The following is an 11780-nucleotide window of genomic DNA, read 5'->3' on the forward strand; positions in this document are numbered from 1 at the left end:
ACTAACTTTGCGAACGATTTCAAAAGCGAAACTACGTTTTTTTTAATTATATCACTTAAAAAAGAGCTAATTATGACTTATTCACACGAAGTGGAACACATGTGTGTTGTAAAGAAGGGTCCTAACCACGGACCAGCTCCCATACCCGAAGAAGGCAAATGGGTAAAATCTAAAGAAATTGTCGATATTTCTGGTCTGACACACGGTGTAGGTTGGTGTGCTCCTCAACAGGGTGCTTGTAAACTGACTTTGAACGTTAAAGAAGGTATCATCCAGGAAGCACTGGTTGAAACTATCGGTTGTTCAGGTATGACTCACTCAGCCGCCATGGCAGCTGAAATTCTTCCGGGCAAGACAATACTCGAAGCATTGAATACCGACCTTGTTTGCGACGCTATCAACACAGCAATGCGCGAACTCTTCCTGCAAATCGTTTACGGACGTACTCAGTCGGCTTTCTCTGAAGGCGGTCTGATTATCGGCGCCGGTTTGGAAGACTTGGGTAAAGGTCTGCGCAGCCAGGTAGGTACATTGTACGGAACTTTGGCTAAAGGTCCCCGTTATCTGGAAATGGCAGAAGGTTATATCAAGACTATCGCTCTTGACAAGAATGACGAAATCTGCGGATACGAATTCGTTCACATGGGTAAATTCATGGATGAAATCAAGAAAGGTACCGATGCCAACGAAGCATTGAAGAAAGTAACCGGTACTTACGGACGCTTCACTGCTGAACAGGGAGCTGTTAAACACATTGATCCACGTCACGAATAATATAAGGAGGAAAGAAACTATGATTAGAGAAGTAAAATTTGAAAGTCAAGACCGTCGTATCAAAGGCATTATTGAAGCCTTGAACGCTAACGGCATCAAAGACATCGAGGAAGCAAACGCTATCTGCGAAGCTGCCGGTATTGACCCTTATATGACGTGTGAAGAAACTCAGCCTATCTGTTTCGAAAATGCAAAATGGGCATATGTTGTAGGTTGCGCCATCGCTATCAAGAAGGGTTGCAAGAATGCCGCTGATGCTGCTGAAGCTATCGGTATCGGCCTGCAAGCATTCTGTATTCCGGGTTCTGTAGCCGACGACCGTAAGGTTGGTATCGGTCATGGTAACCTGGCTGCCATGCTGTTGCGCGAAGAGACCAAGTGTTTCGCTTTCCTGGCCGGCCACGAATCATTCGCTGCTGCCGAAGGTGCTATCAAAATCGCAGCTAAAGCTGATAAAGTACGTAAAGAACCTTTGCGTTGCATCTTGAACGGTCTTGGAAAAGACGCTGCCCAGATCATCTCCCGTATCAACGGCTTTACATACGTTCAGACTCAATTCGACTACTACACGGGTGAATTGAAAGTAGTTCGTGAAATCGCATACAGCGACGGTCCCCGTGCCAAAGTAAAATGCTACGGCGCCGACGATGTTCGCGAAGGTGTAGCTATCATGTGGAAAGAAGGTGTAGATGTATCTATCACAGGTAACTCTACAAACCCGACTCGTTTCCAGCATCCGGTAGCCGGTACTTATAAGAAAGAGCGTGTATTGGCAGGTAAGCCCTACTTCTCTGTAGCTTCCGGTGGTGGTACAGGTCGTACTCTGCACCCGGACAATATGGCTGCAGGTCCCGCTTCTTACGGCATGACGGACACTATGGGTCGTATGCACTCAGACGCTCAGTTCGCCGGTTCTTCATCAGTTCCTGCTCACGTGGAAATGATGGGATTCCTGGGTATCGGTAACAACCCGATGGTAGGATGTACAGTGGCTTGTGCGGTTGACGTAGCTACTGCTTTGAGCAAGTAATATAATACATTGCTAATATATAAATCCCTGTAACTGTAATGGTTATGGGGATTTTTGTTTTAGTTATACTGTAATGCTTATCCCCTATTCTGACACTCATTTCCTCTTGCTGTTTTTCTTATAATTGGCTGTGATTGAATGATGGAATTGAAGCAAATTATAGCTTAAATGGAGCTTGAATCTCTAAGGGTAAACGTGGCTGATTATCCTTAATTTGGAGCTAAATTGAGGCTATTTTGTGTGCAATCTGTGTGCAATTTGATGTTTTTTCAAAACTGCACACAAAAATCAATTCATCTATCTAATATACAGAAAGATATATCACATTTTAAAGGACTTCCCAATGTCTAATTTTAAATGATTAAACTATGGTAAGAAGTTCATTTGCTATCTTATTCTTCATAAGAGATAGCAGAGTTAGGAAAGATGGTACAGCTTCAATAGAGGTAGTACTCACAGTTAATGGAGAAAGATGTGCTTTTTCTACAGGTAAAAAAGTAAAATCCTGTAATTGGGATAAAACCAAACAACAAGTAAAAGGCAAGGATAAAGAAGCCCAAAGTCTAAACAACTATCTAAAGGCTATCAGAGCCAAACTCTATCAAAAAGAAGCAGAATTGTTAGATAGAGGTTTTGTAATCACAGCGGAACTATTACGTGACGCTTATTTTGATAAAGTAGAATCTCTAAAAGAGAAAAGCCTATTTGAAGTCTTTGAAGAACACAACAAAGAACAAGAAAAACTTGTTGGCAATGGAGTTTCTAAAGCCACTCTTTGGGTATCTGTCTATACCATCAGATTATTAAGGGAGTTTGTTCAACAGAAATACAAACGTGACGATTTATATTTACGTGAACTGAACATTAATTTCATTCAGTCGTTTCATTCGTTCTTAAAAATTGATAAAGGTATGGCACAAAACTCATGCACCAAGCATTTAAAACTATTGAAGAAAATTATCAACCTATCCGTAGCCAATGCTTACATTAGTTTCAACCCATTCACTACTTATAAAGTAGAACGTGAACCTGTGGAAGTTGATTTCTTGGACGAAGAAGAATTGAGGAAGATAATCAACTTTGATACTCCCCTGCCACGATTGGAGAGAGCTAAAGATATGTTCCTCTTTGGGTGCTTCACTGGGCTTAGTTACATTGACATTAAGACCTTGACACCAGAACACTTTGAGAAGGACAGTGCAGGCAGAATATGGATTAAGAAGCGTAGAGTTAAGACAGGAGTTCTATCACGCATTCCCCTACTCCCTATTGCCAAACTGATATTGGATAAGTACAAGGGTGGAAAGAAACTACTCCCTATTCAAGACCCTGCGGACATCAACAAATATCTAAAGGATATAGCTATACTTTGTGGAATCAATAAACGAATTTGCTTTCACACAAGTAGGCACACATTCGCAAGTACCGTTACTTTAGCCAATAACATATCTCTGGAAGTCGTTTCTAAGATGTTGGGACATACCAATACACGAATGACTGCCCACTATGCAAAGCTAATAGACAAGTGCATAGGCGAGCAGATGGATAAACTTATGGATACGTTTACAGGAGATTCTGATTACTAAAGTATATCCCTTTATAACATAATAATCCCTATGCTCTAATTTTATTGAGTAATAGGGATTATTGCTTTTATTTCCTCTTTAAATCACCTCAAACTCTTATATATGAGAAAATAACTTGAAGCATTATTCATGCACCATTAAGATAAGGTGCGTAGCTTCAAGCATATATAAAAAATAATTTACCGAGTCACACTTATTTTCAGACGATGGATAAGATGGAGATTCGATGATGCGTAGCAATTTTAGTATATGGACAAGACATAGTTCCCCACGAAAGAATGTATGCCGCATGATAGGCCAAGTAAATGCGAGGAGCTATTTACAACGGTTCAACTATCACAACCAGTCGAAAGATTGGTTTATTTTTTCTCCCCATTTCCTTGATTTCCCCTCAAAGCCTTATATATGAAAAATGTATATAAGAGAATAGAAAACAATATTATTAACAAACTAAAATTTAAGAGAAATGGGAAATTTAATGAAAGGAATTAAAATCGCAGCGTATGTAGCTGAGATTATTGTTGCAGGTTCGGTAGTAATTGAACTTGTTGAGAAGTATGGCAGCAGATCCAAGAAAAAATCCGCTGCAAGTAAAGTGGCTGTAGATAATGCAGTTACTGAAAACTGATAAAATGTCCGTGAATGGATTATGACAAGACACAGGACATAATAATAACGGTATTGGAGGTAGCAACTTCGATACTTAAAGGCATAAAGAAGCTAAGAGGAATATTTGTAAAAGCAAAGAAATGACCTCTTGGCTTTTTGTTTTTATCAGATTTTATCAACCAACTAAAAAATAACAGTAAAATGAGAACAACAAAAAGACAAGCAGCCGATTCTATCAAAGAACAGGCAGCAGTGATTACAGGTATTGAAGATACAGCAACAGTATCAGAAGAAAATCAGAAGTTTCATCCTAACTTCATCGAGAGCAACACTTCCGGTATCACATTGGAAGAACTTACAGAGAAGAACGTAATTCCAACGTTCTGCGACAACAGCCTGACCATATCGCACCAGAATTTCATCGGTGCTGTAACAGAAGCGGCAGGACAGATATTCGGAGAAATGACACCTGTTGAATGCAGGGTATCACACCCCATTATCGGGAGGGTTCCATCAGCTCAGCACAAGAAAGCAAGCGAACTAAGAGAAGATGAGAAAACCATATTCTATCAGCGTCTTGCATGGGTGACACATATAAAAGGATTGGTTCAGACCATCAACGGACAGAATGTTAATCTGACTGTCGGAGGTGTCAGAAGTTATAGTGAAGACAAACTCTACAGAGGACAGACCGCAATGAAGTTTAAAATATTCGTCGGCTGGAAAGTAAGGGTATGTTCAAATTTATGCCTGACTTGCGACGGATTTTCGGGAACGATAGAATGTATGACTGAAGCGGACATCACGCAGAAGGCTCTGGAACTGTTCAGCGGTTTCAATCCTCATAAAGAAGAAACACTCAATCTTCTGGAGAATTTGCAATCAACAGCAATCTCCGAAGAATTGTTCTGTAAAATCATAGGCAGATTAAGATTATATCAGTTTCTACCTGTAAACGAACAACGAAACCTGCCATCGCTGGAAATGGGTGACCAAGCCGTAAATGCGATGGTGAAAGGATATGTTTCCAATCCTAATTTCAGGAAGAAGGAAAACGAGAACATAACCTGTTGGAACCTGTTACAACTCGCCAACGAAGCGGCCAAATCAGCTTACATTGACCGTTGGCTTGAACGCAACCAAAACTGCACCGATTTTGCTTTGGGAATCCAAAGAGCCATAGAAGGTAACGATACCGAAGGCTATTCATGGTTTCTCAACTGACAACTAACCCTACTTTTTAAAAGAGAGGTACACATTATCAAAGTTTATTCATCAAACCAAGATTCTGTGTATCTCCCTTTTTTTATTTTATCGGATTATCAACCACTAATTTTTTTATCATTATGTGTAAATTTCAAAAACCTGTCATCCCGGCAAATGCTACGGATGACGAAAGAAGAGCCGTCATGTTTGATGCACTTTATTCATTAGACCTCAGCGACAAAGTTGAGAAGTACAACGACCTGACTTATTTAAGCTGGGCAAACGCTTGGGCAGAGTTTAAACGATGCTACCCTAGTGCAACGTATAAGATTGTCAAACATCCATCAACAGGACTTCCTTATTTTGCAGATCCATTTATAGGGATAGTTGTATATACAGAAGTGACCGTAGATGAAATTACTCACGAAATGTGGCTACCTGTAATGAATGGTGCCAACAAAGCCATGAAGTTTGAACCCTATACTTATAATGTATATGACAAGTTCAAGAAGCAGTATGTCGAAAAGAAAGTAGAAGCTGCCACCATGTTCGACATCAACAAGACCCTGATGCGATGCCTTGTAAAGAACCTCGCCATGTTCGGGCTGGGATTGTATATCTATGCCGGAGAAGATGTGCCGGAGAATGAAAGTTCGGATGCTGGCCAAAATGCAGAAACAGCATCAAAGAAAACAACAACCCGTAAAACCAAAACGACACAGCAACCATTGGAGAAGTACGCTGGGATAAAAGCAGCCCTAAACGCTTGTATTAATCAGCAGGCACTTATGGGATTGTATCAGCAACATAAGAACGAAGTGGATTCTAACAGTGAAATCAAGGCTCTCTTTACGGAGCGTAAGTTACAACTTAACCAAGTAGCATGATTATGGCAACAAAAAGAATTGAACTGAAAAACAGTGAGGTAATCTTTTTAGAAGAACCTCACGAATACTGGCTTGGTGACAAACAGCTGAGCGGTATAACAGGAATGATTCAAAGACAATTATTTCCTGACGAGTATGATAACGTGGACGAAGCTGTTCTCAATGCAGCAGCTACCTACGGAACAAACGTACACGCTTCCATTGAAGATTTCGACAAGAACTGGAACAATGATGGAACCGTGGAAGTAGCGGATTATATTGAAATCTGTAAAGAACACGGACTGGTTCATGAAGCCTCTGAATATATTGTTTCAGACAACAAGAACTGGGCTTCCATGATTGATAAGGTATATAGAGTTTCTGATGACACTTTCAGTATAGGCGATATTAAGACCTATGGCGTAATGACCTCAGAGAAACTCGAAAAAGCAAGATGGCAACTCAGTCTTTATGCTTACTTCTTTGAATTACAGAACAAGAAGGCTAAGATTGACAAGCTTTTCATCATCCATCTTCGTAACAAGATTAAGAAGGATGGAACTGTTGACCATATCAATGAAGTTATCTTCGTAAACAGAATACCTTCCGAAATCTGCAAGGAATTGTTAGAAGCAGATCTTAAAGAAGAAAATTTCAATAACCCTTTTAGCATTCCAGAAGAGTATAAGTTTATGGAAGATGAAATCAGATCCCTCATCCAAACCAAGAATGATGCGGAGGAAAGACTGGCAGAAATCAAAGCCAAGATTCTCTCCGATATGGAAAGTTCAGGAGTAAAGACCTGGACTACCGAAACGATGCGTCTTACCAGAAAAATGCCAAGTACACGAATCTCTCTCAATACCAGCAAACTGAAAGCTGAACACCCTGAGATTGATTACTCTCTTTACGAAAAGACTTCCAATGTCGCAGGAAGTCTTATGATAGCGGTATAAAAGCGACAGACCCACTTTCAACAGCGGGGAGGATTTCTGAAATAATGAAGTTCTCCCCGCTTTCTTTTTATATAAAACTTAAAACGATGAAATACGAAATAGCAATCAGTCAAATAGTTAAGGGAGAAAATGATATTACTCTTACACTTAACACAGCTAATGGTGGCTCTATCGAAATCAAATCTTACGGAGCCAAAATGAATTACGAAGAGTTTACAGAGTTTGCAGACGTAATTGAAGGGTTGCGTCAGAAATTCACAGTCATTAACGAACAAAAGCAATAAGCAATATGGCAACAAATATCAACGTGGAGCTATTCAAAAGATACGCTCCCAAGAAGAAACTGGAGATTATAAACTCTCTCAGTGAAAGCGAATTACTCTCAATCTCCTACACTACCATCCTCAGAATAATCAAGGAGGCTGGAAAAGGAGATTCAGGAAAAGCGAGAAATAAGTTCAAAACGCTATTCCTTTCTGATACCGGCAACAACTGGAACAGCAATGTAACTTCAATCTGGAATAGCGAAAAGGATGAAATATATCTCTCAGTTTACATCCAAGGAGACGATACAGACACCTATACGGATTATAAGCTAAAGTATTTCTTGGATAACAGATCTGAAAATCAATGTCTGGGAAAGCTACACGAGTCTTTTAGAAATGGTTATGAGCATGATGTTCCAGCCAATTACGACCGGGCAGACAGAGCTAAGGTTATCAAAGCTATTCTGACCGCCTACATAAAAAACAAGTATAACGATAAACTGAATGACAATGGCAAAGAAGAAGATAACTAAGAAAAGTAAGATAACGGTTTCCTATTCCGGAACACCGTTAATGGAAGTCGCAAGATATATGCACGAAGAAGTGGTAAGACATTGCGATTATTGTGGTAAACCTATGAGCCGTAGTGATGTAAACGACTATGGTTCTTTGTGTGAAACCTGTTATATGAAAGAATACTATGGCTGAAGAACTGGTTTATAATGAAAACTTGATTATTCAGTTTTCTACAGCAGATTTTCAAGCCTTTGCACTCAATGACGATGACGAAGTAGAAACCAAACATTTTCAGTCTTTGGATGCAGCAAAAAGATGGATTGATAATAAAACAGCAAAAAAATGAAGATAACAACAGAAATGGCGAGATACATTTGGAGTATCATTGCCGCTAACCCTTCCCTTTCTATGAGCTGGGGAGTCGATACGGACAGCTTTGTTTGTAGTGACGATGCTTTAGAGTTCCATATACAGGGTTTCCTTCATATAGGGAATGTCAGAGTTACATATATTGAAGGAGTGGATCTATTTCAAGTTTCTCTCTATGATGAAGAAGGGAATGAGGTGAAACGAATTGATGATGTGTATTTAGATAATCTGGCTGAAGTGATTGACCAAAATGTGGAGAACTATTTGGTTGAGGACTACAATGCCAAAGTTATGAACTACATCTTAGGACTTTGACTTATGAACGAAAACGAGAAAATAGCAAAAGTAATCTGGCATGATGCTTTGCAAAAATCCTTTCTCCCCTTTGGTTGGGGATTGGACTTTAATGACATAAAGGTGACAGATAAAGGTACTGAGTTTTACCTTTTCAAAACCGAGTGTTGGATTGAGGTTCGTTACTTAGCAGAACTGAACCTTTATCAGATAACAGTTAAACCAGAAAATGAGGAAACAGAAATCACCTATGATTGTGTGCCGCTTGATAAGATAGTGGCTGTAATAAATGATACCGTCAGTTATGGTTTAGCCTCCTATGATTTTATCTGCTCCAAATACGGAGTTATATATAAGGTAGCCGTATAAGGCAGACGATAATTTATGTTATCGGGGAATATGTGAGAATTCAGATTATAGAAACTCATGTATTCCCCCTTTTTTATGCCCAACCGACATGGTTCCAAAGATTAGACGTCCATCTAAGCAGTGGAACTATTGTTAAAAAACGAATAACAATGAAGAATGAAACCCAATATGTGGCTTATCTACGGGTAAGTACACAAAAACAAGGATATTCAGGACTGGGACTTGAGGCACAGAGGGAGATAATACATAAACACCTTCAAGACAAAGTTCCAGTTGCTGAATATATAGAAATAGAATCCGGCCGTAAAAAAGAGAGACCCAAACTGAAAGAAGCGTTGAGCCTTTGCAGAAAAGAAGGCGCGACACTTATCGTAGCCAAGCTGGACAGGCTGGCGAGAAATGTTTCCTTCCTGTCAAACCTTTTAGAGAGTGATGTGGAGATTGTTTTCTGTGATTTCCCACAAGCAAATAAAATGGTACTTCATATCTTATCCGCAATATCCCAATACGAAGCGGAACTGATAGCGGTAAGAACCAAATCTGCATTACAAGCCAAGAAAGCAAGAGGTTTTAAATTGGGTAATCCTGAGCACTTGATGGATAAGCATAAACAAGCCATCCGGAACAGTATCAGAAGTTGTAAGGAGAAAGCTGACAACAACCCTAATAACAAAAGAGCCGTTGCGATGCTTCGGACATTAATCAAGGAAGAATACACCCTGAAAAGCATGGCGGACACTTTGAACAGGGAAGGTTTCGTTACTTCTCAGGGATGTAACTTCTCAAAATCGACTGTATATAAATTAATCAAAAGGTATAACTTAAAATAAGATTGAAATTATGGAACCAAGATATGTTTTAATTTTAGACTTTTGTGTGGGCTGTTTGAATATCATAAAGCTGACGGATGAAGAATTAAGAGAATCGGAGGAATATGAGGACTTTGAATCTTTCCTTTCAACTATCGAAGAAAAGTACGGATTCAGGCTCAGTAACTGCCAATGGATGACAACTGAGGAATTGAATATTTGCAGATACGAAAACGGAAGGGAGGTAGAGGATTATGCCTAACTGGTGCGATTGTACTTATAAATGTGTCGGTGACTTGAAGGAAGTAAAGTCGTTGTATAAGATCTTGAAGTATATTGATAGACGTAAGACCAGCATTGAGAAAAATGGCTTTGGCAAGTGGTGGCTGGGAAATTTAGTCACAAAACTAGGAAGTAACTGGGAAAAGTATAGATGTCGTGGCGAAATCACTTATTATGAACTGAATAATAATATTCTCACTATCTGTCAATCCACAGCTTGGTGTGAGCAGGAAGGAGTACGAAATATTATCGAAGAAAAATTCCCATCCATTAAAGTATATTTTCAAGAGGAAGAATCGGGATGTTGTGTATATTCCACGAATGATGCAGGTGGCGAATATTTCCCGGAACGTTACTACTTGGATTCGGGCAATGATGATTCGGAGTATTTTACAACTATCGAAGAAGCGGCTCAATGTGTTTCTGAGATAGTAGGCAAGATGGTAGAGCCGGATAAGAATGTAATTGAAACTGCATTGGAAGAATATATGGACGAACAAGAAGATGATGATGTTTGGTACTCTTTTCACGAGTTTACGGTAGTGGAATAGACAAATAAAGAAAAAGAGAGGCTAAGGTAATGCTTGGCTTCTCTTATTTTTCTTTTTCTGCAATATTTCTATTTGTTCATTAGGAGGGTATGTGAGTAAACGGAACGCAACAATATTTTTCCTTATGCAATCTATTCTTTTTAAGTAATAATACCGATTCTGACAAAAAAAGTTGCATAAGAAAAGTTTCATTGTATTCTTTCGTTAGTTGTAGGCTCACGCCGCTTGAGTGGATTAATAACCTTGGTATAGTTCTTATAAAACCAGCCTTCGGTTAACCCATAGATGATTATGATGTAAAAAAGAACGGAATATTACATTTGATTTCATTTCAAAGCCCGCCGTTCAATGATATTTTCCTAATTTTACCGTCCCGAAAACATTGTTTTCCTTATATTTGAAGAAATAATACTCATAATAAGAGCGTCAATATTAAAACAAAAACGTATATTTGCAAAGTCCAATCGGAGAAATGGTTGGATTTATATGGAAAGCGTTTTTTGCTTCATCCCAAAACTGAAAATTCGCCAAATTTTTACCATAAGGGATAGAAGGCAATATTGACGCTCATTTCTGTTTGTATATGTATGCGTGTAGTTTTATGCTATACTCCTTACATATCATTCAGCGTGAGGAGTATTGTTTCTTCGTTCATTTTATGGTAGGGTGTTTGGCGATACCTCAGTTTTGATGAACATAGACAAGCCTCACGCTTTCTTTTGAATATAAAAATTACTACTCGGAGGCTTGTAGTAATAAGAGATTAAACTATGAAGCCTATCTTTCCCAACCCCAAAATGCCACTTAACCAAAAGTGTCTTCTCTTATGCTTCTTTCAGAAAATAATAAAAGAAGATATTAAAAATTCCCAATCACAAAATGATGCTGAATGGAAAGAACTTTGGTTTGAAAAATGGGAAAATCAAGTCAGACATTTTCTGGAGAAAAAGAAAAACTCCATCGTAAACTTGCAAGTTATGAAAGATCCAGATAACAAAACCATAGATATTTGGGATAATCTAGATATACAGCTTTTATACAATAATATTAGAAATGAGAAATCGAACTTACGTAAATCTTGGGAAATTGAACTTTATGGGCAATGCGATAAATTTACACCTTTTGATTGGGATGATTTACTTCAAAAAGAGAAACGAAGAGAAAAAGGATGGCATAAGAAACTATATGATAATTGGATTAAGCCATTATGCCCTAATTTGCAATTAGATATAACTAATAAAAAGAAGACATTAGGGTGGATTGCTACATATTTAAATGTCGTTATACCTTAATCGAA

General features: G+C 38.7%; 16 protein-coding genes. All 16 read left to right on the plus strand.

All coding sequences use genetic code 11. The annotated features are described in order from the left end of the window. The first annotated feature begins 72 nt into the window (after window positions 1-72). The 16 genes from HMPREF9446_RS03660 to HMPREF9446_RS03730 all read left to right on the plus strand — a co-directional run bounded on the left by HMPREF9446_RS03660 (window position 73) and on the right by HMPREF9446_RS03730 (window position 11775). The gene (locus tag HMPREF9446_RS03660; RefSeq protein ID WP_005780363.1) at window positions 73-774 is read left to right on the plus strand and encodes an iron-sulfur cluster assembly scaffold protein; all 702 of its coding nucleotides are present in this window, start codon (window positions 73-75) and stop codon (window positions 772-774) included. 19 nt (window positions 775-793) lie between these two features. Then, entirely contained in the window at window positions 794-1804 is a 1011-nt protein-coding gene (locus HMPREF9446_RS03665) for a GGGtGRT protein (RefSeq protein WP_009124072.1), read from the plus strand. Between the two features lie 368 nt (window positions 1805-2172). Next, window positions 2173-3390, plus strand: a complete 1218-nt coding sequence (locus tag HMPREF9446_RS03670) for a site-specific integrase (protein WP_009124073.1) — start codon at window positions 2173-2175, stop codon at window positions 3388-3390. Between the two features lie 466 nt (window positions 3391-3856). Beyond that, on the plus strand, window positions 3857-4018 hold the full coding sequence (locus HMPREF9446_RS18875; protein WP_005936961.1) for a hypothetical protein: 162 nt from the start codon (window positions 3857-3859) through the stop codon (window positions 4016-4018). 182 nt (window positions 4019-4200) lie between these two features. Beyond that, the gene (locus HMPREF9446_RS03675) at window positions 4201-5223 is read left to right on the plus strand and encodes a DUF3871 family protein (protein WP_009124074.1); all 1023 of its coding nucleotides are present in this window, start codon (window positions 4201-4203) and stop codon (window positions 5221-5223) included. Between the two features lie 122 nt (window positions 5224-5345). Continuing rightward, entirely contained in the window at window positions 5346-6092 is a 747-nt protein-coding gene (locus tag HMPREF9446_RS03680) for a Sak single strand annealing protein (RefSeq protein ID WP_009124075.1), read from the plus strand. Between the two features lie 2 nt (window positions 6093-6094). Continuing rightward, the gene (locus HMPREF9446_RS03685; protein ID WP_005936951.1) at window positions 6095-7027 is read left to right on the plus strand and encodes a hypothetical protein; all 933 of its coding nucleotides are present in this window, start codon (window positions 6095-6097) and stop codon (window positions 7025-7027) included. 86 nt (window positions 7028-7113) lie between these two features. After that, entirely contained in the window at window positions 7114-7311 is a 198-nt protein-coding gene (locus HMPREF9446_RS03690; protein WP_005936949.1) for a hypothetical protein, read from the plus strand. 5 nt (window positions 7312-7316) lie between these two features. Continuing rightward, window positions 7317-7826: a hypothetical protein gene (locus HMPREF9446_RS03695; protein ID WP_009124078.1), complete on the plus strand. Its 510-nt coding sequence runs from the start codon at window positions 7317-7319 to the stop codon at window positions 7824-7826. A 167-nt stretch (window positions 7827-7993) separates the two neighbouring features. Then, complete coding sequence (locus HMPREF9446_RS18880; RefSeq protein WP_005936943.1) at window positions 7994-8155, plus strand: hypothetical protein; 162 nt, start codon at window positions 7994-7996, stop codon at window positions 8153-8155. 14 nt (window positions 8156-8169) lie between these two features. Then, window positions 8170-8493, plus strand: a complete 324-nt coding sequence (locus HMPREF9446_RS03705) for a hypothetical protein (protein ID WP_245532239.1) — start codon at window positions 8170-8172, stop codon at window positions 8491-8493. 3 nt (window positions 8494-8496) lie between these two features. After that, the gene (locus HMPREF9446_RS03710) at window positions 8497-8841 is read left to right on the plus strand and encodes a hypothetical protein (RefSeq protein WP_005936925.1); all 345 of its coding nucleotides are present in this window, start codon (window positions 8497-8499) and stop codon (window positions 8839-8841) included. 149 nt (window positions 8842-8990) lie between these two features. Beyond that, window positions 8991-9671, plus strand: a complete 681-nt coding sequence (locus tag HMPREF9446_RS03715; RefSeq protein ID WP_005936919.1) for a recombinase family protein — start codon at window positions 8991-8993, stop codon at window positions 9669-9671. 10 nt (window positions 9672-9681) lie between these two features. Next, window positions 9682-9912 carry a hypothetical protein gene (locus HMPREF9446_RS03720; protein ID WP_005936916.1) on the plus strand — a complete coding sequence of 77 codons (231 nt, stop codon included), beginning with the start codon at window positions 9682-9684 and terminating at the stop codon, window positions 9910-9912. Further along, window positions 9905-10483: a hypothetical protein gene (locus HMPREF9446_RS03725; protein ID WP_005936913.1), complete on the plus strand. Its 579-nt coding sequence runs from the start codon at window positions 9905-9907 to the stop codon at window positions 10481-10483. Before HMPREF9446_RS03720 ends, HMPREF9446_RS03725 begins: the two co-directional genes overlap by 8 nt. Window positions 10484-11253: 770 nt before the next feature. Continuing rightward, window positions 11254-11775, plus strand: a complete 522-nt coding sequence (locus HMPREF9446_RS03730) for a hypothetical protein (protein ID WP_009124083.1) — start codon at window positions 11254-11256, stop codon at window positions 11773-11775. The last annotated feature ends 5 nt before the right edge of the window (window positions 11776-11780 follow it).

The sequence above is a fragment of the Bacteroides fluxus YIT 12057 genome (genome assembly GCF_000195635.1).
GTDB classification, from domain to species: Bacteria; Bacteroidota; Bacteroidia; order Bacteroidales; family Bacteroidaceae; genus Bacteroides; species Bacteroides fluxus.

Bases quoted from the DNA above. Each gene is read 5' to 3' on its own strand.
- HMPREF9446_RS03660 (WP_005780363.1), top strand. From the start codon at position 73: ATGACTTATTCACACGAAGTGGAACACATGTGTGTTGTAAAGAAGGGT.
- HMPREF9446_RS03665 (WP_009124072.1), top strand. From the start codon at position 794: ATGATTAGAGAAGTAAAATTTGAAAGTCAAGACCGTCGTATCAAAGGC.
- HMPREF9446_RS03670 (WP_009124073.1), top strand. From the start codon at position 2,173: ATGGTAAGAAGTTCATTTGCTATCTTATTCTTCATAAGAGATAGCAGA.
- HMPREF9446_RS18875 (WP_005936961.1), top strand. From the start codon at position 3,857: ATGGGAAATTTAATGAAAGGAATTAAAATCGCAGCGTATGTAGCTGAG.
- HMPREF9446_RS03675 (WP_009124074.1), top strand. From the start codon at position 4,201: ATGAGAACAACAAAAAGACAAGCAGCCGATTCTATCAAAGAACAGGCA.
- HMPREF9446_RS03680 (WP_009124075.1), top strand. From the start codon at position 5,346: ATGTGTAAATTTCAAAAACCTGTCATCCCGGCAAATGCTACGGATGAC.
- HMPREF9446_RS03685 (WP_005936951.1), top strand. From the start codon at position 6,095: ATGGCAACAAAAAGAATTGAACTGAAAAACAGTGAGGTAATCTTTTTA.
- HMPREF9446_RS03690 (WP_005936949.1), top strand. From the start codon at position 7,114: ATGAAATACGAAATAGCAATCAGTCAAATAGTTAAGGGAGAAAATGAT.
- HMPREF9446_RS03695 (WP_009124078.1), top strand. From the start codon at position 7,317: ATGGCAACAAATATCAACGTGGAGCTATTCAAAAGATACGCTCCCAAG.
- HMPREF9446_RS18880 (WP_005936943.1), top strand. From the start codon at position 7,994: ATGGCTGAAGAACTGGTTTATAATGAAAACTTGATTATTCAGTTTTCT.
- HMPREF9446_RS03705 (WP_245532239.1), top strand. From the start codon at position 8,170: ATGGCGAGATACATTTGGAGTATCATTGCCGCTAACCCTTCCCTTTCT.
- HMPREF9446_RS03710 (WP_005936925.1), top strand. From the start codon at position 8,497: ATGAACGAAAACGAGAAAATAGCAAAAGTAATCTGGCATGATGCTTTG.
- HMPREF9446_RS03715 (WP_005936919.1), top strand. From the start codon at position 8,991: ATGAAGAATGAAACCCAATATGTGGCTTATCTACGGGTAAGTACACAA.
- HMPREF9446_RS03720 (WP_005936916.1), top strand. From the start codon at position 9,682: ATGGAACCAAGATATGTTTTAATTTTAGACTTTTGTGTGGGCTGTTTG.
- HMPREF9446_RS03725 (WP_005936913.1), top strand. From the start codon at position 9,905: ATGCCTAACTGGTGCGATTGTACTTATAAATGTGTCGGTGACTTGAAG.
- HMPREF9446_RS03730 (WP_009124083.1), top strand. From the start codon at position 11,254: ATGAAGCCTATCTTTCCCAACCCCAAAATGCCACTTAACCAAAAGTGT.